We start from the raw sequence: 26385 nt of genomic DNA on the forward strand, positions 1-26385 counted from the left end.
CATGGGGATTGAAAAGCGCGCATGCAGAATGCGCCCAGGTGGTTGGGAGGCAGGTGAGCGAATGGGACAGGTCGTCCTCAAGGGGATCAACAAGTTCTACGAGAGCGTGCACGCTGTCAAAGACGTAAATCTGCAGATCCGCGACAAGGAGTTCGTGGTGTTCGTCGGACCGTCCGGCTGCGGCAAGACCACGACGCTCAGGATGATCGCCGGGCTGGAAGCGATCAGCTCCGGCGATATCTCAATCGACGGCAACGTGATCAACGCACTTGCGCCCATGGACCGCGACATCGCCATGGTGTTCCAGAACTACGCGCTCTACCCGCATATGAGCGTATACGACAACATGGCATTCGGCCTGAAGATGCGCAAATTCGAAAGGCCCGAGATTGAGAAGCGCGTGCGCGAGGCGGCCGACATCCTCGGCATCGGCGAATTGCTAAAGCGCAAGCCGCGGCAGCTCTCCGGCGGCCAGCGCCAGCGGGTGGCTTTGGGCCGTGCCATCGTGCGCCACCCCCGCGTGTTCCTGTTCGACGAGCCGCTGTCGAACCTCGATGCCAAGCTGCGGGTGCAGATGCGCGTTGAGCTCAAGAAGCTGCATCTGCGTCTCGGCACCACCGCCATCTACGTTACCCACGATCAAGTCGAGGCTATGACGCTGGGTGACCGGGTCGTCGTCATGAAGGACGGCGTGGTGCAGCAGGTGGGGGAGCCGCTCGAGCTGTATAATCAGCCCGCCAACAAGTTCGTCGCCGGCTTCATCGGCTCCCCGGCCATGAATTTCGCCGCCGTTACGGTGACCGAGGCGGACGGATCGCTGATCGCCGAGAACTCCGGCCTGCGCATCAAGCTGCCGGACGAGATCGCGCAGCGCCTGCGCGGCCATAACGGGCGCGAGGTCATACTTGGTGTGCGGCCGGAGGACCTCACAGTGGCGGGTAGCGCTGATCTCGACCACCCGTGCTTCGATGCGGTGATTGAGGTGGTCGAGCAACTCGGCTCGGAAATCCTGCTCGATATGAAGGTCGGCGAGAGTATCATGGTGGCGAGCGTCGAGCCGACCGCGAGGGTGAGGGTGGCCGACAAGCTGCGCGTTGCCATGCGGCGTTCCAGGCTTCACGTTTTCGACGCGCAGACCGAGGCGGCCATCTAATGCCGGCAGTTGGCCACTTTTCCACTGGTGAGCGGGAATTCGCTCAAAACCGATGACCTCCCTGTCACCAGCTTCAATGACGCCCGGCGAGCGCGAAGGCTGTTGGCCTAACCATTCCCGAGCCCTTCTTGCTGCGTGCTGACGAAATGATTGATGATGCCATTTGCTGCGGTACCGGAGTCCGTTATTGGCACAAAACGGACATGCTGCAATATTCGATATCTGGTCGCTATCGGGGCGAAAGCGGACATTGAGAACGCGGCACTTAGCGTCGCGAGGAAGCCGTAGTCACACCAGGGCGCGCTGCCTCGATCTGCTCCTGCTTATTTCCTGGGGGAAGCCTGCGAAAAACTGTTATTGAGTGTTGAACTGTGTGTCACACTGAATTTGCGGCAATCGCCTCGGAGCATCAACATGACTGTCGTCGAACGTACATCCGCGGGCCTACAGACCGTCATTCCCGGCTGTGAGCGGCGCACATTGCCGAAATCAACGACTAGACGACCGATTTCATGAAACCGGCATTGAGAAGCCAACATCTATGGAACTGGAAGGTTGTTGGTAGATTCCTCGTTTGAGAAGAGCTGAACGAGGAGCGACATCATGGCAACATGGCGGCAAGCGCTTGAAGTGGTGATGACAGATGAGGACGTTGCGCGTCTGATAACCGTTTCACGGTCTCGCACCGAGCCAGCGAGCCGGGTGCAGCGTGCGCAGATGCTTCTGGCTTATCGCGAGAACCCGTCTTTTTTTGCCGTTGGACAGCGGGTGGGGGTGCATCATCAGACGGTCCAACGCTGCATCGAGCGGGCGCTGGCCTATGGGCCGTTAATGGCGCTTGATGACCGACCCAGACCGGGCAAGGAGCCAGTGATTACGCCGGAGGCCAAAGCCTGGCTGGTGGCGTTGGCGTGCGACAAGGCCAAGGATCACGGCTATCCGCACGAGTTGTGGACGACGCGTCTTTTGGCGCGCCATGCGCGTGAGCACGGGGCGGCGGCGGGACACGGATGTCTCGCCAATCTTGTCCAAGGCACGGTGTGCAAGATTCTCGGTCAAGAGGAAATCAAACCGCATAAGGTGCGTTACCATCTTGAACGCCGCGACGCCGAGTTCGAACAGAAGATGGCGGAAGTTCTGTGCGTCTATCGCGAGGTCCAGGTCCTGAAAAAGGCCGCGGCCAAGAAGAAAAAATCTAAAACATCGCGCAAGCCGGTAGCGATTGTCTCCTACGACGAGAAGCCGGGAATCCAGGCGATCGCGACCACATCGCCGGATTTGCCGCCGGTGCCTGGCACCTACGCGACATTCTCGCGCGATCATGAGTACAAGCGCCATGGCACGCTCAGCCTGTTGGCCGGGATCGATCTGCTCACCGGCAAGGTCCACGCCCTGGTCAAAGACCGCCATCGCAGCCGCGAGTTTGTCGAATTCCTCAAGCTTCTTAATGCCGCTTACCCGGCCGGTACGGCGATCAAGCTGATCCTGGACAACCACTCGGCGCATATCTCCAGAGAAACCCAAGCCTGGCTCGCCACTCAACCGGCGGGCCGCTTCGCGTTCACCTTCACGCCCAAGCACGGATCCTGGCTCAACCTCATCGAGGGCTTCTTCTCCAAGTTCGCCCGCTCGGTCCTGCGCCACATCCGGGTGGCGTCCAAGCAGGAGCTCAAGGAACGCATCATGCTCGGCATCAAGGACGTCAATCGCCACCCGGTCGTCCACACATGGTCTTACAAACTCGCCGAGGCTGCCTAATATGATTCGAACCAAGGAAACGCTGACCTAGAGTAGATGAAACCGGCCAAGGTCTGCTTCATTTCTACAAGCCGCCGACTTTGCGAGAAGAACTGGCAAGACGCGCGGATGCGCCTTTGGAACCCACCAAGGGGCAAAAGGCGTTGCCAAAAGCCGGTTTGTTTTACTCTCAGCCGGTGAAGTAGCGGCTCAGGTGTGATCGGCTTCCAGACCGAGTTCTGCGAAGCGTTGAAATCCAGGGACTGGAGACAAACTTCCCGTGAAGGTCGCCGCCGTTAAGGCCCCAGGGGGGCTCGACAAGATCGTCGTCGAAGGACGCTCCGAACCGATCGCCGGGCCAGGGCAGGTTTTGGTCAAACTGCACGCCAGTTCGTTGAACTTTCACGACCTCGCTGTCGTCTCCGGGAGGATCAAGACTGCCGACGGCCGCATCCCGATGTCCGATGGTGCCGGCGAAGTCGTGGGCATCGGCGATGGCGTCAGCGCCGTGAAAACGGGAGATCATGTTCTCTCAACCTTCTTTCCGAATTGGACGTCAGGTGGTCCAACGGGCGACCGGCTCAGGGGAGTGCCGGGGGATCACATAGATGGCTTCGCCGCCGAGTATGTAGCCATGCCCGCCACGGCGTTCACACGCCTGCCCAAGGGGTGGAGCTTTGCCCAGGCGGCCACTTTGCCTTGCGCCGCCCTGACCGCGTGGCGCGCGCTGATGGTCGAGGCGCGGATCAAGCCGGGAGATGTCGTGTTGACCCAAGGGACCGGCGGTGTCTCAATCTTTGCAGTTCAGTTCGCCAAGGCCGCTGGCGCGACGGTGATCGCAACCTCGTCGTCCGATGAAAAGCTGGCGCGTTTGAAAGACCTCGGTGCGGACCACTTGATCAACTACAAGAGCGATCCGAAATGGGGTCGGTCTGCGGCGGCTTTGGCTACCGGGCAGGGCGTTGACGCGGTCGTCGAAGTCGGCGGCCCCGGAACCCTGTCCCAGTCGATCCAGGCCTGCCGGATCGGCGGTCATATCTCCTTGATCGGCGTGTTGACCGGGGTTGCTGGAGATGTCCCTACCGCTTTGGCCATGTCCAAGAACGTGACGATCAAGGGCATCACCGTGGGCTCTCGCCAGGAACAGCAGGAGATGATCGCCGCGATCGACGCTAACGGCATCCAGCCGATCATCGACTCAACGTTCCCGTTGGATGCGATCGCGGCTGCGTTCAGGCATCAGGTTTCGCAGAGTCATTTCGGAAAAATTTGTCTTACGTTGTGACGAGGCCCTTGTCCTTGATGTTGAAGCAGGTCGCATGCTCGTGGATGTGCTCGTCGGGCACGATCTTGCCTTCCATCTCGACCGGCAGATAGTGGCCGGCATTGCAGCCCAAGCCGTCCTTGATGCCGAATTCGACCCAGGTCTGCGGCAGGATGCGCTCCATGCTGCGGCGCGTGATCTTGCCGGTCGTGAAGGCATGGCCGGCGATCACGGTCGGCGTCTCGCACAGCGCGGTCGTGACTTTCTGCGCCGCGAGCTGGCGGCGATCGAGCGCGCCGAAATCGGTGAACTGGCCTTTGGTCGCTGTGGGATTGACGCGATGGCAGAAATTGTCCTCGCCGCCGGCGTAGAGTTTTACGTCGGCGGGAAGCTTGTCGCGGAATTTGTCGACGAAGCCGTTGAGGCCGCCGAAATGATCGTAGTGGCCGTGGCTGACAATCAGCGCATCGAGTTTCGACGGATCGACGCCGACCAGCTCCATGTTGTTGATCAGGACGTCAGGCGTGTAGCCGTAGTCCAGCATCAGCGTCCGCTGGCTGCCTGCAGCCTGCGACTCCAGCCACAGCGACAGTCCCCATTCATTGTGCAGCGTCATGCGGAAATCGCCGCCGCGCGCCATCGGGACGATCGATACCCCGTTGGCCTGCTTGGGGCGGAAGAACTGATCGAACCGGAGTCGGCCAGCACGCGGATCGAGAGCTTGTCCACGGTCGGCACCTCGATCGGCGCGGCGCGGGCGATCGCGACGCATGAAAACGCGTTGGCGGCGGCGGCGCCGGCGAATGCGGCTGAAGCTTTCAGAAAATCACGGCGGGCCAGATCCTTGGTCATCGCATGTCCTCCGGCAAGACTGTCGTTAAGTTCGTGTGCCTCGTGACTTAGGTCCGATCGCGCGTCACCTCAATGCACGTCGGCGCCGCCCATCACTTTCGCGCGCGTCATGCCAATACCATTGACTTGAGCGCACGATCCGACCACATTCATGCATCGGCATCCACTTTTGCGATGCACGGTTTCATCAGCCCAGGATCGTCCCATGATCGACCTCCATTACTGGACCACGCCGAACGGTCACAAGATAACGATGTTCCTTGAAGAGGCCGGCCTCCGTTACAAAATCTTCCCGGTCAACATCGGCAAGGGCGATCAGTTCAAGCCGGAGTTTCTGGCGATCGCGCCGAACAACCGGATCCCGGCGATGGTCGATCACGAGCCGAAGGGCGGGGCCAAGCCGATCTCGATCTTCGAATCCGGCGCGATGCTGCTGTATCTCGCCGAGAAGACCGGCAAGTTCCTGCCCGCTGATTTCTACGGCCGCTACGACGCGATCCAGTGGACGTTCTGGCAGATGGGCGGGCTCGGGCCGATGGCCGGCCAGAACCATCACTTCCGAAATTACGCCGTGGAAAAGATCAAATACGCCATCGACCGCTATGTGAACGAGACCAACCGGCTCTACGGCGTGCTCAACAAGCGGCTTTCCGATCGTGAATTCATCGCCGGCGAGTATTCGATCGCAGACATGGCGAGCTATCCCTGGATCGTGCCTTACAAGAACCAGGAGCAGAACATCGACGATTTTCCGCATCTGAAGCGCTGGCTCGAGACCATCCGCGAGCGGCCGGCCACGGTGCGCGCTTACGCCCTCGCCAAGGAGGTCAATCCGAATTTCGGCCAGCCCGCGATCCGCACCGAGGAAGAGCGCAAGCTCTTGTTCGGGCAAACCGCGGCGGTGGTGCGGTGACGCGGGATCGAGCCGTAAACCAATCTCGTCATACGCGGGCTTGACCCGCGTATCCATCTTCCCAAGAAGATGGATTGCCGGATCAAGTCCGGCAATGACAGAGTGAGTTTGACGCCCGCGCGAGGACTAATCGATGCCCCTCAAACTCTACGAACTCGTCGGCAGCGACGACGCCCGTCCGTTCAGTCCGTTCTGCTGGCGGACGCGGATGGCGCTGGCGCATAAGGGGTTGTCGGCGGAAACGATCCCGTGGTGTTTTACCGACAAGGCTGCGATCGCCCCGCATCAATCCGAAAAGGTGCCCGTGCTGCTCGACGGCGATAAGCCGATCGTCGATTCCTGGGTGATCGCCAATTATCTCGAAGACACTTATCCGGACCGGCCGTCGCTGTTCGGCGGCGAGGGCGGCCGTGCGGTGGGGCGGATGCTGAACTGGTGGGGCGACGTCACCGTGATGGGCGGCATGTTTCCGTTGATCGTCGCCGACATCCCCGCGCATCTGAAGCCGGTCGATGCCGCCTATTTCCGCAAGACCCGCGAGGCCCGTTTCGGCAAGCCGCTCGAGGAAGTGGTGGCCGGCCGCGACAAGGCGGTTGAGGGTTTTCGCAAATCGCTCGAGCCATTGCGGCTGACGCTGCGGACGCAAAACTATCTCGGCGGCGCGGCACCGAATTATGCCGACTATATCGTGTTCGGCCCGTTCCAGTGGGCACGCGTGGTCAGCCCGTTCAAGCTGCTCGCCGAGGACGATCCGGTTTACGCATGGCGTAAACGGCTGCTCGAAGCGTTCGACGGCATGGCGCGGAAATCGCCGGGGTATGCGGTTTAGCACTCTCCTCCGGCACCTTCCTACCGCGAACGCGCCGCCCACGTCTCGAGCCCCTCGGCGAGATCGCGCGTCGGCACCATCGCGGCGAATTGTTCGCTCTCGACCAGAAGCCCTTCGGCGATGCCCATGTTCAGGCCGCGCGTCACCGCGGTGAGGATGCTGCCGACCGCGAGCGGCGAATGCCGGATGATACGATCAGCCAGTTCGCGCGCCGCCAACAGCAAATCATCGTGCGGCACGACGCTGTTGACGAGCCCGATCTCCAGCGCCCGCGCCGGCGGGAAAGGATCGCCGGTCAGTAACAGTTCCAGCGCGCGCTTGCGTCCGGCCAGACGCGGCAGCCGCTGGGTGCCGCCAAAGGTCGGCGGCATGCCGAGATTGATTTCCGGCTTCGCAAACTGTGCCTTGTCGCTGGCGATGGCGAGATGGACCGCCTCGGTGATCTCGCACCCGCCGCCGAACGCGATGCCGTTGACCGCCGCGATCACCGGCTTCCTGAAGGCTTCGAGCCGCGCCGTCATGGCTTGCCCGCGCCGGACAAAGTCCCGGATCGCCGTATTAGTCCCCCGGCGCAGGCTTGCCGAAAATTCTGATATGTCGGCCCCGGCGGAAAACGCCCGGTCGCCGGCGCCGGTGAGGATTACGGCGCGCACCTCGGACGCGACCTCGATCATATCCATGCGCGCCATCAGCCGGTCGATCAGTTCGTAATTGAGCGCATTGAGTTTTTCCGGCCGGTTCAGCGTGACGAGCGCGATCCCGTCCTTGATATCGAGCAGCACGGCGTCGGACATGGTGGTGGTCTCCCTGGTTCGGTCGGGAGCCACCGTACGATGCGCCGGGTACGATGCGCCGGATGTTGTGTATATTCACTGGTCGGTATACATACCCGGCATGACACGACCCGAAACCGATACACCTCAACGCATCATCGCTGCGGCGAGCAAGCTGTTCTACAGCGAGGGCATCAAGAGCGTGAGCGTCGACGGGTGGCGGCGGCCGCCGGCGTCACCAAGCGCACGCTGTATTATCATTTCGACAGCAAGGACGATTTGATCGCGGCCTATCTCGGCGGCCGGGACCAGCCCAATCTGGCGCTGTTCCAGCGCTGGTTCGCCGAGAGCCGTGGCGGCTTGCCGGCCAGAATCGAGGCCATCTTCAAGAATCTGGCCCGTTCCGCCCGGCATCCGAAATGGAAAGGCTGCGGCTTTCTGCGCACCTCAGCCGAGCTTGCCAACATGCCCGGCCACCCCGCGATCAGGATCGGCGCCGCGCACAAGAAGAAATTCGAAAGCTGGCTGCGCGTCACCTTCGAGGCGGAGGGGATCGCGCAGGCATCCAGGCTCGCGCGGCAGATATTGCTGCTGCTGGATGGTTCCTTCGCCGTCGTTCTCCTGCATCGCGACCCCTCCTACATGGAGACCGCCGGCGAGGCCGCCGCATCATTGACCAGCGCCGCCATGCGTGCGCGGCGCCGCGCCGGGAGTTGACGGCCGCCCGCGCTGTATCGTGTTCCGGACGCGGTGCAGCGCCTCTTCAGCGGTGCACTGCAGAGCCGGGACCCACTCTTCGCGCAGAACGATGGACCTCGGATCAGCAGCGCATCGCCATAGCGCGTCGAAGACGCGCGTGAACGCGCTGGTGGCGCTGCGCAGCGTCCGGGGAACGCCGGGTACGGTCATGACGACGACTACGAGCGGCGCGCAAGCCCGCCGCGGTCAAGCAGCATCGCCCGCACCGCGTTGAGATCGGACAGCACCGCGGCGCATCGCGCCCGCGACTCTTCGGTCGGCGGCACCATGTCGGGCACCATGATGGTGATGGCGCCGGCGGCGTGCGCGGCGGTCACGCCGTGATTGGAATCTTCCACGGCGACGCAAAGTTCCGGCTTCACGCCAAGTCGTGCCGCCGCCAGCAGATACAGATCGGGGCTTGGCTTGCCGCGCGTGACGTCGTCACGGGTCAGGATGGTGTCGAAGCGCGACCGGATTCCGGCAAGCGTCAGGTGCTCGTGGGCGGTGCGTCGCGACGACGAAGTTACGATCGCAAAGGGACATTCGATCGCCTGCAGCGCATCGAGCAGTTCGATCGTGCCATGCTTGAGCGGCAGGCCGGCGCCGATGAATTCATCCCGCCTGGCGACGAAGGCTTTGGTGATCTCGGCGAGCGGAAAGTCGTCGCCGTAACGATCGATCAACAGGCGCTCGCAGTCGGGGCCGGGAAGTCCGACCATGGTGCGGCACAGCGGAGCGACGTCATCGGTGAAGCCGCACGCATTCAGCGCCGCGATCAGGCTTTTGAAATAGACTTTTTCGGTGTCGAGCAGGGTGCCGTCCATGTCGAGCAGGACGGCACTGATGTTCCATTGGCCGGTCACGTCGAAGCCGCTTCTGCCGCCTGCTTCGCCTTCAGGCGCAGGCAATCGGCGCACAGGCAATCGCCGCCGTCGAACGGCATCGGCAGCAGATAGGTCTCCTCCGCGCACCAGCACGGACCCGACGGGTTGCAGGTGAATTCGGTGCCGCAGCCTGAGCAGGCGAGGCGGCGCGAGGGCAGAGTTTCTAACCGATTTGTCATGGAATCTGGGCCGCGTCCCGCCGCGGAATTAATCTCGGGTTCATTTCGAAGCGCGTTATACTGCGCGCCAATATACGCCGGGGAATGGTTCAAGGGAAACCCGATGGCCCGCGATTCGCAAGCCGCGCTCGTTGCGCTCAATCGCTTCGGTTTCGGTGCCCGCGGCGGCGCGTCGGGCGATTTCGTCAATGCCGCCTCCGATCCGCGCGGCTTCGTCAAGGCCGAGCTCTCCCGCCCCAACGGCGTGCTGCTCGAAGTGCCCGGCCTGTCGTCGACTGCGGCGCTGGGCAAGGCGGTGTTCGACTATCAGTTCGAGATCAAGCAGGCCCGCGACGCGGCGTCGAAGTCGGGCGCGCCGGCAACCGCGACCGAAGGCCCGCCACAGCAAGCATCGCCGGATGCGCGCGTGCAACGGCGAAACCTTTCGCTCTCCAGCATCGCCAAGGACATCATGGCCAAAGAGCCGGCCAAAGAATCTGCCAAAGAAATGGCAATGCAGACCGCCGAGAACGGCAGCGCCAATGCCACGATGACGCCGGCCGAAACGATGCAGCCTGGCGCGGCAAAACCGCCGCCGCAGCCGCTCAACATCATCCAGAAGACGTTTCGCGCCGAGGCGCTGGCGCGGCTGCAGCGCGGGACGATCGCCGATTGCGGATTCGCCGAGCGGCTGGTGGTGTTCTGGTCCAATCATTTCTGCATCTCCGCCAACAAGGGCCCGCTGGCGCGGATGTGGGCGGGCTCGTTCGAACGCGAGGCGATCCGGCCGCATGTGCTCGGGCGCTTCGCCGACATGCTGCAGGCGGTCGAGCAGCATCCGGCGATGCTGTTCTTCCTCGACAATCAGCAATCGCTCGGTCCGGATTCGCGCGCCGGGGTCAACCGCAACCGCGGCCTGAACGAAAATCTCGCGCGCGAGATCATGGAACTGCATACGCTCGGCGTCGGCGGCGGCTATTCGCAGGACGACGTGACGTCGCTGGCGCGCGTCATCACCGGCTGGACCTATGCCGGACGGCAAGGCCAGCTCGGCACGCCCGGCACCTTCGTGTTCAACGCCAATGCGCACCAGCCCGGCGCGCAACGGGTGATGGGAAAAATCTACGAGGCCAATGGCGTGGCGCAGGGCGAGGCGGTGCTGGCGGATATCGCGCGCCATCCCTCCACCGCAAAGTTCGTCGCCACCAAATTCGCCCGTCACTTCACAGCCGACGAGCCGCCGCCTTCGCTGGTGGCGCGGCTGCACGATGTGTTCACCAAAAGCGACGGCGACCTCAAGGCGTTGGCGACGGTGCTTGTGGATTCCGATGAGGCCTGGCAGGCGCCGCTGACCAAGCTGCGCTCGCCTTACGAATTCCTGGTCGCCAGCGGCCGGCTGCTGGCGCGCAATCCGGAAGATCCCGGCCGCTATCTCAACGGCCTCAACGTGCTGGGCCAGCCATTATGGTCGCCCGCCGGGCCGAACGGGTTTCCCGACACCAACGCGGCCTGGGCCGCGCCCGAAGGCATCAAGCTGCGCCTCGATATTTCCGCGCAGATCGCTTCCAACCTCGCCGACCGGATCGATCCGCGCGATCTGCTTGAACTGGTCGCGGCGGACGCCGCCTCGCCGGAAACGCGGCGGACCATCGAGCGCGCGGAATCGCGGCAGCAGGCGCTGGCGCTGTTGCTGATGTCGCCGGAATTCCAGAGGAGATGACGATGGATTGCTGCGAAAGCCCGATGGCATCGGCCACGTCACGCCGCGCGCTGCTGCTCGGCGGCGCTTCCTTTGCGGCCTGGGCCTATTTGCCGAAATTCGCGCGCGCCGCCGACGGCCGCGATCCGCGGCTGGTCGTCGTGATCCTGCGCGGCGCGCTCGACGGGCTCGCCACCGTGGCTCCGATCGGCGACCCTGATTATGCCGGCCTGCATGGTTCGATCGCGCTGCGGACCGATGGGCCGAATGCGGCGGTGATGCTGGATTCGTTCTTCGCGCTGCACCCGGCGATGCCGGCGTTCGCGCGGATGTACCGCGAGAAGAAGGCCGCGGTGATCCATGCGGTCGCGACCTCCTATCGCGACCGCTCGCATTTCGACGGCCAGGACGTGCTCGAAAGCGGCTTTGCCGAGCCGGGCCGGGTGCAGTCCGGCTGGCTCAACCGTGCGCTGGAAAACTTGCCCAGGGGCGACCGGGTGATGCGTGCGCTCGCCGTCGGTCCGACCACGCCGCTGGTGCTGCGCGGCTCAGCGCCGACCGTCGGCTGGGCACCGGTCGCGCTGCCGCAGGCCGCCGACGATACCGCGATGCGGCTTGCCGAACTCTATCAACACCGCGATCCCGCGCTGGCGACAGCGCTGACCCAGGGCCTGCAGCTCGACAAGGCAGCCCAGGGCGACGACATGAAGCCGAAACCCGGCACCAACGGCGTGGCCGCGATGCGGCTGGTGGCGCGCGGCGCGGCCAAACTGATGGCGGCCGATGACGGTCCGCGGATCGGCGCGCTCGCCTTCGACGGCTGGGACACCCATGCCAATGAAGGCGGCCCGGTCGGCCGGCTCGCTCAGCTCTTGTCCGGGCTCGACGGCGCGCTGGCGGAATTCGAAAGCGGGCTCGGCGACCGCTGGCGCGACACCGTGATCGTGGTCGCCACCGAGTTCGGCCGCACCGCGCGCATCAACGGCACCGAAGGCACCGATCACGGCACCGGCACCATCGCGCTGCTCGCGGGCGGTGCGGTGAAAGGCGGAAGGGTGATCGCGGACTGGCCGGGGCTGAAGCCCGCCAATCTCTATCAGGGCCGCGACCTCGCGCCGACCACCGATTTGCGCGCGGTCATGAAAGGCGTGCTGTACGACCAGTTCGGCCTTGGCGAACGCGTGCTGGCCGAGCAGGTTTTTCCCGACAGCGCGCCGGTGAAGCCGATGAAGGGGCTGGTTGCTTAACCTCTCCCCGCACTTTGCGGCTGTCATATGCACACATTTCGGTTGCCGAGATTTTTGGGGGCTGATTCCGTTGAGGATCGTTGATTCGCAGCGGAGATAGCGGCCATGGAATTTGGGCTGGGACGGTTTGGCGACCGCCGCCTAGAAAAAGGGGGGCGGCGTTCCACGCGGCCCTCGTCGAGCGACCGGGTTGTCGTATCCGACGGCTTGCGGGACGTCGATCGCAGGAGATGCGGTTCAGGCGGTTCCTTCACAACCCGGCAGTGACTGCCGACGAAATGGTGTGCCATGCGTGTGACGGCACCGCAGCGCGAGTGGCGGGCCGTGAGATCGTTGTGGCTCAGGATACCAGCGAACTGGCGTTGGGAGGTCGGCGCGCCCGAGCGAGCGGGTATGGACCTGTCGGAAAAGGCGGCGCGCTGGGCGGACTGCTGTTGCATGCTGCGATAGCGCTGGAGATTGGAACCGGCGCGCTACTCGGGCTGGTGGATGCCACGATTTGGAATCGGGACACTGGTGCAGTCACACCGCGGCGCTCTCGTGCGACGGAAGATAAGGAATCGCAGCGCTGGCTCGATACAACGACGTGTGCCAGCGAGGTACTGGCAGCGGCGAACAGCATTACCGTGCTGTCGGATCGGGAAAGCGACTTCTACGAGCATTTTGCGCGTCGTCCGACCAACACACATTTGATCGTCCGAGCCTGCCAAAACCGGAAAATCAAGGACGCCGAGGAGGCCGACGCGCTGCTGTTCACGTTCATCGACGACCTGCCGGAAGCGGATCGGTACAGCGTGAAAATCCCTGCTGCACCGGGTCGCAAAGCGCGGGCGGCGGAACTGGCGTTGCGCTTCTCGTCCGTCAAATTGTGCAAGCCGCTACATGGAGCCGCACCCGATCTGCCGGCAAGCGTTACCCTGACATTGGTCGACGTTCGCGAGGTCTCGCCGCTTGAAGACGGTGAGCCGGTTCATTGGCGGCTTCTCACCACGCACACCGTCACGAACACGGCCGAGGCGCGCAGAATTGTAGACCTCTACCGGATGCGGTGGAGCATCGAAGAGTTCTTCCGAACCCTCAAGACGGCAGGATTCGATATCGAGAAAGCCGACATTGGCGATCCACAGGTCATGATCAAGTTCGTCGCAGCCGCAACCGTCGCGACAGTTACCGTCATGCAATTGGTCAAGGCTCGTGAAGGGACGACCGACCGGCAACTGGCCGATGCCTTCGAACCGGACGATCAACCCATTCTGGAGGCTCTGTCGGCTAAACTCGAAGGGCAGACTGCCCGCCAGAAAAACCCGCACCCCAAAGGTTCCCTCGCCTTCGCTGCCTGGGTCATCGCCAGGCTCGGCGGATGGGACGGCTATTACGGAAAGCCCGGACCCAAAACCATGCGCTGGGGGTTGGACGACTTCCAGCGCATCAAGTTCGGCACCACTCTGAGGCTTCAAGATGTGTGAATCGAACAGGCACTTTGCGGGGAGAGGTCGGATTGCGCAGCAATCCGGGTGAGGGGCGAGGCAATGCGTGGGCCAGATCGGAAGACCATCCGGACCGCACGGCGGCTGCGCGTCAATCAGACGGACGCGGAGACAGTTCTTTGGAATCGAATTCGCAATCGCCAAATCGACGGGCAAAAATTCGTACGGCAGGAGCCGATAGGCGGCTACATCTGTGATTTCGTCTGCCGTGATGGACGTCTAATTGTCGAAGTGGACGGTGGGCAGCACAATGAATCTGCTGCAGACGTTGTACGGGATCGTCGCTTGAATGAAGAAGGCTACAGGGTGCTTCGATTCTGGAACAATGATGTGCTCGGCAATCTCGAAGGTGTTCTGACGACGATTCAGGCCGAACTTTTGAAGTGAACTCGTGGCCCATTTAACCTCGCCCCGCTTCCGGGGAGATGTCGGATTGCGAAGCAATCCGGGTGAGGGGTACAAGTCGATCGATAGATCGCGGTCGCGGATAGAGCCCCTCACCCCAACCTTCTCCCCGTGAAGAACGGGGAGAGGGGGCGAGAGGCCGGCGCCTCGGTCCGCTCACCCCTTCGTGATCCCGTCGATCTCGGCGATCTCCTGCGCGCTCAAGCTCCAGTCGATCGCTTTCACGTTCTGCTCGACCTGTTCGATGCGGGTGGCGCCGGCGATCACGCTCGAGACCTGCGGGCGCGACGCCAGCCAGGAGAAGGCGAGTTCGAGCATGCTGTGGCCGCGCGCGTTGGCAAAGGCTTGCAGCTTCTCGACGATGTCCTCGTTGCGCGGCGTCACGTAGCGATCCCTGAGCGCGGGCGCCTTGCCGAACCGGGTATCTTCCGGCGCGGCGGCGCCGCGCTGGTATTTGCCGGTCAACAGGCCGCTCGCGAGCGGGAAGAACGGCAGCAGGCCGAGATTGTATTCTTGTGCCGCCGGCAACAGATCCTTCTCGATGCCGCGCACCACGAGGCTGTATTCGTCCTGGCAGGAAACGAAGCGGCCGACATTGATCGCGCGCGCGACGTGCTCGGCCTCGGCGATCCGCCACGCCGGAAAATTCGAATTGCCGATGTAGCGGACCTTGCCCTGGCGGACCAGATCGTCGAGCGCGCGCAGGCTTTCCTCGATCGGCGTCAGCGGATCGTAATCGTGCTGCTGGTAGAGATCGATGTAATCGGTCTTCAGCCGCGTCAGGCTGGCCTCGACCGCGGACATGATGTAGCGGCGCGAGGCGCCCTGCTTGGTGCCGTCCTTGCTCATCGGCTTGGAATATTTGGTCGCCAGCACGATGTCCTTGCGGCGATCGCCGAGCACGGCGCCGAGCACGGTCTCGGAGCCGCCCATACCGGCATAGATGTCGGCGGTGTCGAACAGCGTGATGCCGAGGTCGATTGCCTTGTGGATCACCTTGCGCGAGGTTTCGAGATCGGTGCGCTGGCCGAAATTGTTGCAGCCGAGGCCGACGGCGGAAACGCGCAGGCCGGAGCCGCCGAGATTGCGAATTTGCATGAAAACGATCCTGTAGGGTGCGGGCAAGAGAGGGGCAGGGGACAGGATCATAGTGTGGCCCGCGCGCCTTGGCGCTGCAAGGTGCGGTCATACCGTGGGGCCTCAGGCCGGTCGCCCGCAGCCGTCAATTGCATGTGAATGCAGCACAAAAAGATGCGGCCCCGGTCAGACGCGGCGACTGACGGGGGCCGCTTGGGGCGCGTGATCTGAGACGGGGGGCCTGATCATACGCGAGGCGCAACCTAGCCGCGCTTTATTACGCGGCCGTGACAACCGGACTTATCCACAGGCGGTCAGAACAGCTTGCGATAGACGATGAAGCCGGATTTTTCCGCCACCTTGTCGTAGAGCAACTGCGCGGTGTGATTGGTTTCGTGCGTCTGCCAGTACACGCGGGACGATCCGGCGCGCGTCGCCTGCTCGTAGACGCCATTGATAAGGGCGCGGCCGACGCCCTTGCCGCGCGCGGCCTCGCTGGTGAATAAATCCTGCAAATAGCAGGTCGGCTCGATCGCCGTGGTCGAGCGGTGAAACAGATAATGCGTCAGCCCGAGCAGTTCTCCGCCGCTCTCGGCCACCAGCGCGTGCACCGGCTCGTAGGCGTCGAAGAAGCGCGCCCACGTCATCGCGGTGATTTCGCCCGCCAGCGCGGTCGGCCCCGATCGTTTATAAAATGCGTTGTAGCCGTCCCACAGCGGCAGCCATTGCTCGTAGTCCTGCCGGGTGACGAAGCGAACGGTGACATCGCTGGACATGAGTATTCCTGCATTTCCAAGGAAGGTAGCGCGCGAATATGGCGCCGGCCTTTACTATAGGCAGGCGTGAGCCGGATCAATCGTGCGGGATGCAGCTTGCGCGGCGCGCTTATTCCGCGGCGCGCAAGTGCCGGGCGAGGCTGCGCGCGCTGCCGCCGCGCAGCGACCGCAGATAGTCGGCTTGCGCGGGATCGTCGGTATGACGGACGAGATCGGTGACGGGCGTATAGCTCAGCATGCGTCCGCCGTCCGGCAATGCTGTGCAACTGAAGCGCAGCACCTGCCCGTCGGCGAGATTGATGTTGATCGGGGTGGAATCGCCCGATCGCATCATCTCGGTCCGCCGCGCGATGAAGGCGCTCAATTCGTCCTCGGGGAGTTCGTAGGCGCCGGTGTCGCGGGCGTGATACATCAGCGCGATGAAGGGCGGCTTGGAGTCGGCCTGCGCGTCGGACAGCGCGAAATAGTCGCGGAAGGCGCGGTTGATGAATTCGGCGCGGGTGTCGGAATCCAGCAGCACGATGCCGATGTCGACCTCGTCGAGTGCGGCCGCCAGCCGCATCGAGGTGACGTGGTGTTCCTGCTCGGATGCGAACGCCTCGATCCATTTTTTTCGCAACAGGCCGGTGATCACGGCCGTGCCGGCAGCCGTCGCCGCCAGCATCATCATCCGCACCAGGTCCGAGATGTCGTAGCCGGGCAGCGCGCGGTGATTGAGAAAGAACATCGCCGAGGAGGCCACCGCGATCGCAGCGCTGACCAGGCCGGAGGCGATGCCGCTGACGGAGCTTGCGAAGGCGACGATGCAGACGAACAATGGAGCCGGATTGGGCACGGCAATGACATGACGATCGACAAGGAAGGCGGTCAACGCCGTCGCCGTCGTCAGAGCCGGACCGGAGATTGCACGCCAGTCGAACCGCATGCCCGTCCTCGTCGTCTCCCGGAATTATTCTCGTTGCCTCCCGGAATAAGCGGGCAGTTTGCCGGATATTTCCCCAGATATTTCCAAGGGCGGCGGCTTTTTGAGGTCGCATCCTGAAGCGGTGGTTGACCGGTCAGGCAAAACTTTCGCGGTTTTTAAATCAAATGATAATGGAACGCGCCGGTGGAACAGGGTTCCATGCCTGATGGTTAGCGCGCGTGACCGAGCCAAGAGGATATTTGATGCCCGCCATTTCTCCGTCGATCCTGCCGATCCTGATGCTGTTTGCTTCCAACGTCTTCATGACCTTCGCCTGGTACGGTCATCTGAAATTCAAGCAAAGCCCGCTGCCGCTCGTCATCATGGTGAGCTGGGGAATTGCATTCTTCGAATACTGGCTGGCGGTGCCGGCCAACCGCTGGGGCAGTGCGGTCTATTCGGCAGCGCAGCTCAAGACCATGCAGGAGGTGATCACGCTGGTCGTGTTCGCTTGCTTTTCGGTGTTGTATCTGAAGGAGCCGCTGGGCTGGAACCACGCGCTCGGCTTTGGCTTCATCGCCGTCGGGGCGTTTTTGATCTTCCACAAATGGACTTGAAGCGCCGGTCGTCGCTGATGCGTTGCTGGCGCGTCACTTCGCGGCCGGCGACAGAACCTGTGCCGCCGGATCGCGGCTTTCGCCATGCGTGCCGGTGGCGATCAGCAGCGATGCCGCCAGCAGGATCGCCAACGTCAGCCCGACGGTCACTAGTCCGACAGGTGTTTTCATCATCGACCGATCGCGATGCCGATCATCGCGTAGTGCCGTGCCAAAGGTACAAACGGAAAAGCGCCGGGATCACATCGAAATCGGCATCGCCATGCTGACCTTGATCGAGAGCACGGTCATTACGACCGCGAGGCACAGCGACAGTGCACCGATCGCCAGCGAGGCGGCAATGGCGTTGGTCAATCGGGAAGAGGCGACAGGCGCAAGGCGGCTTTCGAAGCCGGCCGTGCCGGGCGACCTTATCATGGTCCGAATCCTTCAGGACGCGGACGAATCACCCGCGACGTCAGGCAACCTCGCAATCCTCGCGGGCAATATTGCGGCGGCTCCCGCCCGGAAAATGGCCAAATCGCCGCAAAGGTTAACGTTGGTTCCGCCATTGTTAACGTCTATGGCGTTTTCGGCCGGACGGCTGCCGAATGATCAAGCCCCGGCGGCGAGGCGGGCGGGATCGTCGATCTCGGCCTCGGGGCTCCAGTCCATCGACACGAAACCGGGGGTCTGCTCGACTCGCCGCAGCCAGGCGCGGATCGCCGGGAAGGTCGCCAGATCGTAGTCGCAGCGGTCGGCGACATGGGTGTAGCCGTACAGCGCGATATCGGCGACGGTGAGCTGGCCCGCGGCAAAATATTGATGGGTCTTGAGGTGGTTTTCCATCACCTGCAGCGCCGCATAGCCGCGCTCCATCCAGTCTTCCAGCGCGTGGGTCTGCAGGTCACGGCCGCCCTTGACCAGCGACAGCCAGAAATAGGCCGCGCCGATGTTGGGCTCCAGCGCGTGCTGTTCGAAGAACATCCACTGCAGCGCTTCGGCGCGTTCGACCCGCGATTCCGGCGCCAGCGGCGTGCCGCCACAGACGTACCAGAGGATGGCGTTGGACTCGGCGAGGTAGCGTCCTTCGGCGACTTCCAATAGCGGCACCTGTCCGCTGGGGTTCTTCGCCAGAAAATCCGGCGTGCGGCTTTCGCCGCGCAGGATGTCGATCTCGATCGCATGATACGGCGCGTTGAGCAGCGCCAGCGCAAGGCGGACCTTGTAGCTGTTACCGGAGCGCTGCATCGAATAGAGCGTGTACATCTGTTCGGATTTCATTCGATCGATCGAGCGCATTGCACGCAGCGCAGGGGATTGCCAATGGTTCATCTTGTCGCGTCGCAACGCGGCTAAACAATGATGCCGATGCGGGTGCGTCGCAAGAGGTTCGGAATGGAAAAAGTCGAAAACCTCTACCGCACTGCACGCGCGCAGAATGATTCCACTAACACACCAAAACAAATCAGATCACGCTTGCGCGACTCTCGGCACCGACGCGCTGCAGCGAACCGTGTTGGCTGGCCGATTCGGAATCGCGAAAGTCTTGTCGCGAAAGCCTTGTCGCGGAAGTCTTGTCGCGGAAGTCTTGGCCCGGTCCGGCCCGCGCGCGAATACGATCGCAACGCGATCATCGTCGCCGAGGGGACGTCCGGCTGGATCTTTTCCTATCGTGCCCGGCCCGGTTCGGGCGCCGCGTGCGGGGCCTGGGCTTCAGCCGCGCGGCCGGTCCGGCCAGCCGGCCTGCGGCACATCTCGGAGCAATCGGTGCAGGTGCGCTCGATCGATCAGGCTGGTGGCGAGACCGCAAGCCATTGCCAGAAATGAGTCATTTCGGCGCGGAATTTTTCCGAATGTTGCGCAAATCCGGCGGCCGGCATTGATGGATCTCTAAAGTTTTGATGTTTCGGGCCAAGCTTCTTGCGATGCAGCGTCCAGCGCCTTAGGGTGCACCGATCCCATCCAAATAGAGTCGTGAATTTCCGTGTTCACGACGTTTGCCAGGAGATGATGATGCCCTTCCTGTCCGCTGCGCTCGACCGTGTGAAGCCGTCCGCGACGATCGCGGTCACGGATAAAGCACGCGCGCTGAAAGCGGCGGGACGCAACGTCATCGGCCTTGGCGCCGGCGAACCGGATTTCGACACCCCCGGCAACATCAAGCTGGCGGCGATCCGTGCGATCGAGGCCGGCAAGACCAAGTACACCGATGTCGGCGGCATCCCCGAGCTGAAGGAAGCCATCATCGGCAAATTCCAGCGCGAGAACGGACTGACCTACAAGCCGAACCAGATCATCGTCGGCACCGGCGGCAAGCAGGTGCTCTACAATGCGCTGATGGCGACCATCAATCCGGGCGACGAGGTCATCATTCCCGCGCCCTATTGGGTGAGCTACCCGGAAATGGTGGCGCTCGCCGGCGGTGAAACCGTGCCGGTCGTCTGCACGGCGGCGCACGGCTTCAAGCTCAACCCCGCGGATCTGGAAAAGGCGATCACGCCGAAGACCAAGTGGATCATTCTATGTTCGCCGTCGAACCCGACCGGCGCGGCCTATACGCGTGCCGAGCTGAAGGCGATCACCGACGTGCTGGTGAAATATCCGCATGTCTGGGTGATGACCGACGATATGTACGAGCATCTGGTCTATGACCACTTCGTGTTCACGACGCCGGCGCAGATCGAGCCGAAACTGTACGACCGCACCCTGACGGTGAACGGCGTCTCGAAAGCCTATTGCATGACCGGCTGGCGCATCGGCTATGCCGGCGGCCCGGCGGAACTGATCAAGGCGATGGCGACGATCCAGTCGCAATCGACATCGAACCCGTCGTCGATCGCGCAATGGGCCTCGGTCGAAGCGCTCAACGGTCCGCAGGACTTCATCCCCGTGCACAACAAGGTGTTCAACGAACGCCGCGACCTCGTGGTGTCGATGCTCAACCAGGCCAAGGGGATCGAGTGCCCGCGGCCCGAAGGCGCGTTCTACGTCTATCCGTCCTGCGCCGGCACCATCGGCAAGACCTCGCCGTCCGGCAAGGTGCTCGCCAATGACGAGGATTTCGTCACCGAGCTCCTGGAGAACGAAGGCGTCGCCGTAGTGCAGGGTTCCGCGTTCGGTCTGGGACCGGCGTTCCGGATTTCCTATGCGACGAAAACCTCCGATCTCGAAGACGCCTGCAAGCGCATCCAGCGGTTTTGTGGCAATTTGAGATAGAGCGCTTTCAAGCGAAGCCTGTCCCGCACCTGGATAGCGGGATGGGTTCCGGTTCGCGCCAAGAAATCGCGTCAGAAAAAAGGCGTGTCAAATCACATCACACGTCGAACCCTGATGTTTTGAAGGCATCTTTTTGGAAGCGCCTTGTTTTGGACACGGCGCTTCCTTCCTGTCCGCTCCGCTAATTCAGTTCATCAAGCGGAGACTACCAATGCGACTCTCGACACTCAGTATCGCCATCGCGGCCCTCGCGGCATCGATCGCCAGCGCCCACGCGATGCCGCCGGTGCGCGCCGGCATCCTGCAATGCCAGGGCGGCCAGAATGTCGGCTTCGTCGTCGGCTCGGTCACCAGCCTCGAATGCGTGTTCCAGAGCGAAGGCCGCCGTCCCGAACCCTATATCGCCACCGTGCGCCGGATCGGCCTCGATCTCGGCGTCACCGAGCAGACCCAATTCACCTGGGCGGTGAATGCGACGAACTCCAGGCTCGCGCGCGGCGATCTCGCCGGCAATTATGGCGGCGTCGGCGCCAACGCCTCGGTCGGCATCGGCGGCGGCGGCAATTTCCTGGTCGGCGGTCCGGCCAATGCCTACGCGCTGCAGCCGATCAGCGTGCAGGGGCAGACCGGGCTGAACGTCGCCGCCGGTGTCGCCGGCCTCGAGCTGCAGCCGGTTCAGTTCGGCGGCGGCCGCCGGCACTATCATCACCGGCATCACCATCGCGGCTGAAGAAATATAACGCAGCGAAAGAGGCCCGCGGAAGCGGGCCTCTTTTTTATTTGCTTCAAGAGTGCCGTCATTCCGGGGCGCGCATTGGCGCGAACCACGATGCGCAATTGCGCATCTGAGGTCTGGTCCGGAGCCTGTCATCGGGCCGCGCGGCGCGCGGACCCGTTGGGACCATCTACGATGCGCAATTGCGCATCGGAGAATGACGAAGCGACCAAAATCTGGCACCGCGGCTTCCGTTGTGGCATAGAACAGGCAGCGCCGCGGGCACGGCGCCGTTTTCGTTCTCTTGCTCGCATCACAGCTTTTCAGCCGGAGATTCCTCATGCGTCGCTTCATCCTCCTCGCCAGTACCGCTTTGACCATGCTGGCCGCATCCATCGCCGGAGCCAACGCGCAAGCGCCGATGCAACGGGTGCAGGTCGGCGTTCTGGAGTGCCGCGGCGGCGCAAGCGTCGGTTTCGTCGTCGGTTCCGTGACCAATCTCGGTTGTGTGCTGCGCGTCGATGGCGTGCCGGATGATCGCTACATCGCGACCATCCGCAAGGTCGGTCTCGATCTCGGCATCACCCAGGAATCGGCGCTGGCCTGGGGCGTGTTTGCGCCGGCGGCCCGGCTCGGGCCGGGCGACCTCACCGGTGATTATGCGGGCGCACAGGGCAGCGCGACGCTCGGCGTCGGCGTCGGCGGCAATGTACTGGTCGGCGGTTCCAACAATTCGATCGCGCTGCAGCCGCTCAGCTTGCAGGGCCAGGTCGGCGTCAACGTCGCTGCCGGGCTGGAAAGCCTGGAACTTAGGCCGGGACGGTAACTTCCTAACTCTCCCCGTCATTGCGAGCGTAAGCGAAGCAATCCATCCACTTGGAAAGTGTGGATTGCTTCCGCCTTCGCTCGCTGAGCTACGGCGGACAAGTCGTCGCTAAGGCTCCTCGCAATGACGCCGTGGTGCCGGCGCCCCTGCCTCACGATGCACCGCAGCGAATTTTTCTCCCTTGCCAAATCGCCGGGACGGGCGGAGCATCAGTGCGCCGACCCAATCAAGGGCCGAGCTCCAGATGAGGAGGCGGCAATGGGACAGGACGTCAGAAGTCCCCGAGGTCCACGGTGCATTGCGCTGGTGGGCCCTTTCCAGAGCGGTAAAACCACACTGTTAGAAGCAATTTTGGCGCGGACGGGCGCCATTCGTAATGCCGGCAGCGTCGATGCCGGAACTTCCGTCGGCGATGCCAGCCCCGAGGCACGCCACCACAAGATGGGCACCGGCCTCACCGCCGCCACCACGAGTTTCATGGGCGACAGCTATACCTTTATCGATTGTCCCGGTTCGATCGAGTTCGCGCATGACATGCGCGCCGCGATCCCCGCGGTCGATGCCGCGGTCGTGGTCTGCGAGGCCGATGAAAAGAAGCTGCCGCAACTGCAGATCATTTTGCGCGAGCTCGAGGATCTCGGTATTCCCCGCTTTCTGTTCCTGAACAAGATCGATCGCGCCAACAAGCGCATCCGCGAGACGCTCGCGACCCTGCAGCCGGCGTCGCGCGTGCCGCTGGTGCTGCGCCAAATTCCGATCTGGAACGGCGAATTGATCGAAGGCTTTGTCGATCTCGCGCTGGAGCGCGCCTTTGTCTACCGCGAACACAAGCCTTCCGAGGTCGTCGACCTCGAAGGCGGCAATCTCGACCGCGAAAAGGAAGCGCGGTTCTCGATGCTGGAGAAGCTCGCCGATCACGACGACGCGCTGATGGAGCAATTGCTCGAAGACATCCAGCCGCCGCGCGACGCGGTGTTCGACGATCTCGCCCGCGAATTGCGCGAGGGGCTGATCTGTCCGGTGCTGCTCGGCGCCGCCTCCCGCGAGAACGGCGTGCTGCGGCTGATGAAGGCGCTGCGGCATGAAGCGCCCGGCATTGCCGAGACCGCAAAGCGCCTCGGCGCCGCCTCGCAAAAGGATGCGCTGGCCTATGTGCTCAAGACCGTGCACCTGCAGCACGGCGGCAAGCTGTCGCTGACGCGGCTCCTCGCCGGCCATCTCGATGACGGCGCGACTCTGCAATCCTCGTCGGGCGAAGCCGGGCGGGTATCGGGTATCCTGGCGGTCAACGGCGCGCACGATACCAAACGCGCCGCGGCGGAGGCCGGCGAAACCGTTGCGCTCGGCAAGCTCGATGGCGTCAAGACCGGCGACACGCTGTCGAGCGGCAAGACCGCACCGCCAGCGCTGGTGACGCTCGAACCGACAGCGCCGGTGCTGGCGATTTCGCTTTCGGCGACCGATCGCAAGGACGACGTCAAGCTCGGCCAGGCCCTGCAGCGGCTGAACGAGGAGGATCCGTCGCTGACCATGATCCAGAACCCGCGCACCCACGACATCGTGCTGTGGGGGCAGGGCGAGATGCATCTGCGCGTCGCGCTGGAGCGCCTCAAGGACCGCTTCGGCGTCAACGTCAAATCGCAACCGCCCGCGATCGGCTATCAGGAGACGATCCGCAAGGCGATCACCCAGCGCGGCCGGCACAAGAAGCAGTCCGGCGGCCATGGCCAGTTCGGCGACGTGGTGCTGGAGATCAAGCCGATGCCGCGCGGCACCGGTTTCGAATTCCACGAAAAGGTGGTCGGCGGCGCGGTGCCGCGCAACTATATCGGCGCGGTCGAAGAGGGCGTGGTCGACGGTCTCGCGCGCGGGCCGCTCGGTTTCCCCGTCATCGACCTTCACGTCACCTTGACCGACGGCTCCTACCACAGCGTCGACTCCTCCGATCTCGCGTTCCGCACCGCGGCACGGATCGGCATGAGCGAGGCGCTGCCGCAGTGCCAGCCGGTGCTGCTGGAGCCGATCCACCAGGTTGAGATCGTCTGTCCGACCGATGCCACCGCGAAGATCAACGCCATTCTGTCGGCACGGCGCGGCCAGATCCTCGGCTTCGATACCCGCGAGGGCTGGCCCGGATGGGATTGCGTCCGCGCCACCATGCCGGAGGCGGAGATCGGCGATCTGATCGTGGAGTTGCGCTCGGCCACCGCCGGCGCCGGCGGCTTTACGCGGGCTTTCGACCGCATGGCGGAAGTCACCGGCCGCGCCGCCGACCAGATCATCGCCGCGCACCGGGTTGCGGCGTAAATGTTGCAGAGATCATGACCCTGGAAGCGGGGGCATGATCATTGGCAATACAGACGGCCAAAGCCAACGCTAGCTTGCGCACGACGATTGGTGCGCAAGACCATCGTGCTTGATTCCCGCCGCAACGTCGCGCTCGCCTGTGCACTGAGTGCGGTGGCCGGCTACGTCGATGCCATCGGCTTCCTGCATCTCGGCGGGCTGTACGTTTCCTTCATGAGCGGCAACTCGACGCGGATGGGCGTCAGCCTGGCGGAAGGGCACTGGCAGAACGCGGCCGTGGCGCTCGGGCTGATCGCGCTGTTCGTGATCGGCGCTGCCGCCGGCAGCCTGATCGTGCTCGGCCGCGGCGCCCATCGCCAGCCCTTGGTGCTGCTGGCGGAGGCGTCGTTGCTTGCTGTCGCCGCGTTCGCCTACACGTTCGGTCTGCCGAATGTCGCCGTTGCCGCGATCGTGCTGGCGATGGGGCTTGAGAACGCGGTGTTCCAGATCGATGGCGGCGCCGGGCTCGGCCTCACTTATGTGACCGGCGCGCTGGTCAAGGTCGGCCAGCTGGTAGCGGCGGCGCTGACCGGCGGCGCGCGCTGGGCCTGGGCGCCGAACCTGTTACTGTGGGCGGCGCTGGTGACGGGGGCTCTGTGCGGCGCGCTCGCCTATCACTGGATCAATCTCGCCGCGATCTGGTTTGCCGCCGCCATCGCGCTGGCGCTGAGCGGGATCGTCGCCGCGACGGCGCGATAGCATTGACAGCGAACGCCGCTTGCCCGATTGGACAGCCATGACATCAGGAACAAGACCCCGCGCCGCGTGTCTGATCGGCTGGCCGGCGGCGCATTCGCGCTCGCCGCTGATCCATCATTACTGGCTGCGCACGCTCGGCATCGAGGGCGGCTACGTCATCGAAGCCGTCCCGCCCGACGAGTTCGGGGATTTTGTCTTTCGGCTTTCGCTCCGCGGCTTTGTCGGCGCCAACGTCACCATTCCGCACAAGGAGCGGGCGCTGGCGCTCTCCAAGCCGGACGCGCGCGCCCGCGCCGTCGGCGCCGCCAATACGCTGTGGTTCCAGGACGGCGAATTGTGTTCGACCAACACCGACGTCGAAGGCTTTATCAACAATCTCGACGCCGGCGCGCCGGGCTGGGACAAGGCGACGGACGCGCTGGTGCTGGGCGCCGGCGGCGCGTCGCGCGCGGTCGTGTTCGGGCTGATCGAACGCGGCATCCAGCGCGTGCATCTGGCCAATCGGACCATGGAGCGCGCCGGGGCGCTGGCGGATCAATTCGGCGCGCGCGTCCTGCCCGTCGCATGGGAAGCGATCGGCGATTTGCTGCCGCGCGCGGGGCTTTTGGTCAATACGACTTCGCTCGGGATGCACGGCCAGCCCGCGCTCGAATTGAATGTCGGCCTGCTGCCGGCGGAAGCCGTCGTCGCCGATCTCGTCTATGTGCCGCTGGAAACGCCGTTGCTGGCAGCATCGCGGGCGCGGGGATTGAGGACCGCCGACGGGCTCGGCATGCTGCTGCACCAGGCGGTGCGCGGGTTCGAATTGTGGTTCGGGCAGCGGCCGCAGGTCACATCAGAACTTCGTGCGCTGATCGAGGCTGATCTCACGCACGCGTGATCCGCCGGTGTGTGAAGCGGTGAAACGATCACGCCTTCTCTTAATTGGTAGATCGCGCCTTCTCTTAATTGGTAAGTGCCGCGCGATTCGACGCAAAACCGGTTCTCGTTCTTGCTGATCGCGCTCTTTTGAGCGGGAATATCATTGCGATGCTGGGGTCCAGTGTTAGGTCAATGTGCCCCGTGCCCCGCCCCCGGAGAATCGT

Annotated in this window: 26 protein-coding genes and 2 pseudogenes; 18 read left to right on the forward strand and 10 right to left on the reverse strand. The window is 63.5% G+C overall.

Translation table 11 applies throughout. The annotated features are described in order from the left end of the window. Positions 1 to 61 precede the first annotated feature (61 nt). From V1289_RS32130 to V1289_RS32140, 3 genes are all read left to right on the forward strand, one after another. Complete coding sequence (locus V1289_RS32130) at positions 62 to 1153, forward strand: ABC transporter ATP-binding protein (RefSeq protein WP_334402006.1); 1092 nt, start codon at positions 62 to 64, stop codon at positions 1151 to 1153. A 603-nt stretch (positions 1154 to 1756) separates the two neighbouring features. After that, positions 1757 to 2911, forward strand: a complete 1155-nt coding sequence (locus tag V1289_RS32135; RefSeq protein WP_334402008.1) for an IS630 family transposase — start codon at positions 1757 to 1759, stop codon at positions 2909 to 2911. Positions 2912 to 3170: 259 nt separating this feature from the next. Continuing rightward, positions 3171 to 4175: a zinc-dependent alcohol dehydrogenase family protein gene (locus tag V1289_RS32140; protein WP_334402010.1), complete on the forward strand. Its 1005-nt coding sequence runs from the start codon at positions 3171 to 3173 to the stop codon at positions 4173 to 4175. Here V1289_RS32140 and V1289_RS32145 read toward each other — a convergent pair. Further along, a pseudogene (locus V1289_RS32145) lies at positions 4174 to 5006 on the reverse strand (MBL fold metallo-hydrolase); the annotation flags it as partial. The gene V1289_RS32140 and the pseudogene V1289_RS32145 sit on opposite strands and share 2 nt — an antisense overlap. A 205-nt stretch (positions 5007 to 5211) precedes the next feature. Between V1289_RS32145 and V1289_RS32150 the strand changes: the two are divergent. Both V1289_RS32150 and V1289_RS32155 read left to right on the forward strand, forming a co-directional pair. Next, positions 5212 to 5919 carry a glutathione binding-like protein gene (locus V1289_RS32150; RefSeq protein WP_334402012.1) on the forward strand — a complete coding sequence of 236 codons (708 nt, stop codon included), beginning with the start codon at positions 5212 to 5214 and terminating at the stop codon, positions 5917 to 5919. Between the two features lie 133 nt (positions 5920 to 6052). Further along, a complete protein-coding gene (locus tag V1289_RS32155) occupies positions 6053 to 6748 on the forward strand; it encodes a glutathione S-transferase family protein (protein WP_334402014.1) in 696 nt (231 codons plus the stop codon). 20 nt (positions 6749 to 6768) lie between these two features. On the opposite strand, the gene V1289_RS32160 is transcribed toward V1289_RS32155, so the two are convergent. Beyond that, positions 6769 to 7542 carry a crotonase/enoyl-CoA hydratase family protein gene (locus tag V1289_RS32160; protein WP_334402016.1) on the reverse strand — a complete coding sequence of 258 codons (774 nt, stop codon included), beginning with the start codon at positions 7540 to 7542 and terminating at the stop codon, positions 6769 to 6771. A 100-nt stretch (positions 7543 to 7642) separates the two neighbouring features. Between V1289_RS32160 and V1289_RS32165 the strand changes: the two are divergent. After that, positions 7643 to 8238 (forward strand): annotated as a pseudogene (locus V1289_RS32165) (TetR/AcrR family transcriptional regulator). Between the two features lie 200 nt (positions 8239 to 8438). On the opposite strand, the gene V1289_RS32170 reads toward V1289_RS32165, so the two are convergent. Both V1289_RS32170 and V1289_RS32175 read right to left on the reverse strand, forming a co-directional pair. After that, a complete protein-coding gene (locus V1289_RS32170) occupies positions 8439 to 9125 on the reverse strand; it encodes an HAD family hydrolase (protein WP_334402019.1) in 687 nt (228 codons plus the stop codon). Further along, complete coding sequence (locus V1289_RS32175) at positions 9122 to 9325, reverse strand: hypothetical protein (RefSeq protein WP_334402022.1); 204 nt, start codon at positions 9323 to 9325, stop codon at positions 9122 to 9124. The genes V1289_RS32170 and V1289_RS32175 overlap by 4 nt, the downstream gene beginning before the upstream one ends. A gap of 103 nt (positions 9326 to 9428) precedes the next feature. Here V1289_RS32175 and V1289_RS32180 point away from each other — a divergent pair, with 103 nt between their 5' ends. The 4 genes from V1289_RS32180 (at position 9429) to V1289_RS32195 (ending at position 14124) form a co-directional block, all read left to right on the forward strand. Then, positions 9429 to 11024, forward strand: a complete 1596-nt coding sequence (locus V1289_RS32180; RefSeq protein ID WP_334402024.1) for a DUF1800 domain-containing protein — start codon at positions 9429 to 9431, stop codon at positions 11022 to 11024. Then, on the forward strand, positions 11021 to 12250 hold the full coding sequence (locus V1289_RS32185) for a DUF1501 domain-containing protein (RefSeq protein ID WP_334402026.1): 1230 nt from the start codon (positions 11021 to 11023) through the stop codon (positions 12248 to 12250). Before V1289_RS32180 ends, V1289_RS32185 begins: the two co-directional genes overlap by 4 nt. Positions 12251 to 12480: 230 nt before the next feature. Next, positions 12481 to 13716, forward strand: a complete 1236-nt coding sequence (locus V1289_RS32190) for an IS4 family transposase (protein WP_334401931.1) — start codon at positions 12481 to 12483, stop codon at positions 13714 to 13716. A 63-nt stretch (positions 13717 to 13779) separates the two neighbouring features. Continuing rightward, a complete protein-coding gene (locus V1289_RS32195; RefSeq protein WP_334402028.1) occupies positions 13780 to 14124 on the forward strand; it encodes an endonuclease domain-containing protein in 345 nt (114 codons plus the stop codon). Positions 14125 to 14298: 174 nt separating this feature from the next. Here the strand turns inward: V1289_RS32195 and V1289_RS32200 are convergent, their stop codons facing one another. The 3 genes from V1289_RS32200 to V1289_RS32210 all read right to left on the reverse strand — a co-directional run bounded on the left by V1289_RS32200 (position 14299) and on the right by V1289_RS32210 (position 16920). Next, positions 14299 to 15240 (reverse strand): aldo/keto reductase, encoded by a 942-nt coding sequence (locus tag V1289_RS32200; RefSeq protein ID WP_334402030.1) that lies wholly within the window; start codon positions 15238 to 15240, stop codon positions 14299 to 14301. 293 nt (positions 15241 to 15533) lie between these two features. Then, a complete protein-coding gene (locus tag V1289_RS32205; protein WP_334402032.1) occupies positions 15534 to 15995 on the reverse strand; it encodes a GNAT family N-acetyltransferase in 462 nt (153 codons plus the stop codon). Between the two features lie 109 nt (positions 15996 to 16104). Then, a complete protein-coding gene (locus V1289_RS32210) occupies positions 16105 to 16920 on the reverse strand; it encodes a PAS-domain containing protein (RefSeq protein WP_334402034.1) in 816 nt (271 codons plus the stop codon). Between the two features lie 242 nt (positions 16921 to 17162). Between V1289_RS32210 and V1289_RS32215 the strand changes: the two genes are divergently transcribed. Continuing rightward, positions 17163 to 17516 carry a DMT family protein gene (locus V1289_RS32215; RefSeq protein WP_334402036.1) on the forward strand — a complete coding sequence of 118 codons (354 nt, stop codon included), beginning with the start codon at positions 17163 to 17165 and terminating at the stop codon, positions 17514 to 17516. Between the two features lie 33 nt (positions 17517 to 17549). On the opposite strand, the gene V1289_RS32220 is transcribed toward V1289_RS32215, so the two are convergent. From V1289_RS32220 to V1289_RS32230, 3 genes are all read right to left on the reverse strand, one after another. Next, positions 17550 to 17690 (reverse strand): hypothetical protein, encoded by a 141-nt coding sequence (locus V1289_RS32220; protein WP_334402038.1) that lies wholly within the window; start codon positions 17688 to 17690, stop codon positions 17550 to 17552. A 66-nt stretch (positions 17691 to 17756) separates the two neighbouring features. Further along, positions 17757 to 17933 (reverse strand): hypothetical protein, encoded by a 177-nt coding sequence (locus V1289_RS32225; RefSeq protein ID WP_309182651.1) that lies wholly within the window; start codon positions 17931 to 17933, stop codon positions 17757 to 17759. A 177-nt stretch (positions 17934 to 18110) separates the two neighbouring features. Then, positions 18111 to 18764 carry a glutathione S-transferase family protein gene (locus V1289_RS32230; RefSeq protein ID WP_334407763.1) on the reverse strand — a complete coding sequence of 218 codons (654 nt, stop codon included), beginning with the start codon at positions 18762 to 18764 and terminating at the stop codon, positions 18111 to 18113. 129 nt (positions 18765 to 18893) lie between these two features. Here V1289_RS32230 and V1289_RS32235 point away from each other — a divergent pair, with 129 nt between their 5' ends. From V1289_RS32235 to V1289_RS32265, 7 genes are all read left to right on the forward strand, one after another. Continuing rightward, positions 18894 to 19325 carry a hypothetical protein gene (locus V1289_RS32235; RefSeq protein WP_334402041.1) on the forward strand — a complete coding sequence of 144 codons (432 nt, stop codon included), beginning with the start codon at positions 18894 to 18896 and terminating at the stop codon, positions 19323 to 19325. Between the two features lie 186 nt (positions 19326 to 19511). Continuing rightward, on the forward strand, positions 19512 to 20714 hold the full coding sequence (locus V1289_RS32240) for a pyridoxal phosphate-dependent aminotransferase (protein WP_334402043.1): 1203 nt from the start codon (positions 19512 to 19514) through the stop codon (positions 20712 to 20714). A gap of 211 nt (positions 20715 to 20925) precedes the next feature. Next, positions 20926 to 21444 carry a DUF992 domain-containing protein gene (locus tag V1289_RS32245; RefSeq protein ID WP_334402045.1) on the forward strand — a complete coding sequence of 173 codons (519 nt, stop codon included), beginning with the start codon at positions 20926 to 20928 and terminating at the stop codon, positions 21442 to 21444. Between the two features lie 325 nt (positions 21445 to 21769). After that, positions 21770 to 22255, forward strand: coding sequence for a DUF992 domain-containing protein (locus V1289_RS32250; protein ID WP_334402046.1), 486 nt, complete (start codon positions 21770 to 21772; stop codon positions 22253 to 22255). Between the two features lie 258 nt (positions 22256 to 22513). Continuing rightward, on the forward strand, positions 22514 to 24562 hold the full coding sequence (locus V1289_RS32255; RefSeq protein WP_334402047.1) for an elongation factor G: 2049 nt from the start codon (positions 22514 to 22516) through the stop codon (positions 24560 to 24562). Positions 24563 to 24667: 105 nt separating this feature from the next. Beyond that, positions 24668 to 25300: a YoaK family protein gene (locus V1289_RS32260; protein ID WP_334407765.1), complete on the forward strand. Its 633-nt coding sequence runs from the start codon at positions 24668 to 24670 to the stop codon at positions 25298 to 25300. Between the two features lie 37 nt (positions 25301 to 25337). Continuing rightward, on the forward strand, positions 25338 to 26180 hold the full coding sequence (locus tag V1289_RS32265) for a shikimate dehydrogenase (RefSeq protein ID WP_334402048.1): 843 nt from the start codon (positions 25338 to 25340) through the stop codon (positions 26178 to 26180). Positions 26181 to 26385: the final 205 nt, after the last annotated feature.

It is taken from the genome of Bradyrhizobium sp. AZCC 2289 (genome assembly GCF_036924615.1).
Classification (GTDB): domain Bacteria; phylum Pseudomonadota; class Alphaproteobacteria; order Rhizobiales; family Xanthobacteraceae; genus Bradyrhizobium.

Excerpts from the sequence above, each read along its gene's own strand:
- V1289_RS32185 (WP_334402026.1), top strand. The coding sequence starts at position 11,021 with ATGACGATGGATTGCTGCGAAAGCCCGATGGCATCGGCCACGTCACGC.
- V1289_RS32250 (WP_334402046.1), top strand. The coding sequence starts at position 21,770 with ATGCGTCGCTTCATCCTCCTCGCCAGTACCGCTTTGACCATGCTGGCC.
- V1289_RS32235 (WP_334402041.1), top strand. The coding sequence starts at position 18,894 with ATGGAAAAAGTCGAAAACCTCTACCGCACTGCACGCGCGCAGAATGAT.
- V1289_RS32155 (WP_334402014.1), top strand. The coding sequence starts at position 6,053 with ATGCCCCTCAAACTCTACGAACTCGTCGGCAGCGACGACGCCCGTCCG.
- V1289_RS32190 (WP_334401931.1), top strand. The coding sequence starts at position 12,481 with ATGCGGTTCAGGCGGTTCCTTCACAACCCGGCAGTGACTGCCGACGAA.
- V1289_RS32200 (WP_334402030.1), bottom strand. The coding sequence starts at position 15,240 with ATGCAAATTCGCAATCTCGGCGGCTCCGGCCTGCGCGTTTCCGCCGTC.
- V1289_RS32215 (WP_334402036.1), top strand. The coding sequence starts at position 17,163 with ATGCCCGCCATTTCTCCGTCGATCCTGCCGATCCTGATGCTGTTTGCT.
- V1289_RS32240 (WP_334402043.1), top strand. The coding sequence starts at position 19,512 with ATGCCCTTCCTGTCCGCTGCGCTCGACCGTGTGAAGCCGTCCGCGACG.
- V1289_RS32225 (WP_309182651.1), bottom strand. The coding sequence starts at position 17,933 with ATGATAAGGTCGCCCGGCACGGCCGGCTTCGAAAGCCGCCTTGCGCCT.
- V1289_RS32195 (WP_334402028.1), top strand. The coding sequence starts at position 13,780 with ATGCGTGGGCCAGATCGGAAGACCATCCGGACCGCACGGCGGCTGCGC.
- V1289_RS32130 (WP_334402006.1), top strand. The coding sequence starts at position 62 with ATGGGACAGGTCGTCCTCAAGGGGATCAACAAGTTCTACGAGAGCGTG.
- V1289_RS32135 (WP_334402008.1), top strand. The coding sequence starts at position 1,757 with ATGGCAACATGGCGGCAAGCGCTTGAAGTGGTGATGACAGATGAGGAC.
- V1289_RS32150 (WP_334402012.1), top strand. The coding sequence starts at position 5,212 with ATGATCGACCTCCATTACTGGACCACGCCGAACGGTCACAAGATAACG.
- V1289_RS32205 (WP_334402032.1), bottom strand. The coding sequence starts at position 15,995 with ATGTCCAGCGATGTCACCGTTCGCTTCGTCACCCGGCAGGACTACGAG.
- V1289_RS32245 (WP_334402045.1), top strand. The coding sequence starts at position 20,926 with ATGCGACTCTCGACACTCAGTATCGCCATCGCGGCCCTCGCGGCATCG.
- V1289_RS32175 (WP_334402022.1), bottom strand. The coding sequence starts at position 9,325 with ATGACAAATCGGTTAGAAACTCTGCCCTCGCGCCGCCTCGCCTGCTCA.
- V1289_RS32265 (WP_334402048.1), top strand. The coding sequence starts at position 25,338 with ATGACATCAGGAACAAGACCCCGCGCCGCGTGTCTGATCGGCTGGCCG.
- V1289_RS32210 (WP_334402034.1), bottom strand. The coding sequence starts at position 16,920 with ATGCGGTTCGACTGGCGTGCAATCTCCGGTCCGGCTCTGACGACGGCG.
- V1289_RS32220 (WP_334402038.1), bottom strand. The coding sequence starts at position 17,690 with ATGATGAAAACACCTGTCGGACTAGTGACCGTCGGGCTGACGTTGGCG.
- V1289_RS32230 (WP_334407763.1), bottom strand. The coding sequence starts at position 18,764 with ATGTACACGCTCTATTCGATGCAGCGCTCCGGTAACAGCTACAAGGTC.
- V1289_RS32180 (WP_334402024.1), top strand. The coding sequence starts at position 9,429 with ATGGCCCGCGATTCGCAAGCCGCGCTCGTTGCGCTCAATCGCTTCGGT.
- V1289_RS32255 (WP_334402047.1), top strand. The coding sequence starts at position 22,514 with ATGGGACAGGACGTCAGAAGTCCCCGAGGTCCACGGTGCATTGCGCTG.
- V1289_RS32160 (WP_334402016.1), bottom strand. The coding sequence starts at position 7,542 with ATGTCCGACGCCGTGCTGCTCGATATCAAGGACGGGATCGCGCTCGTC.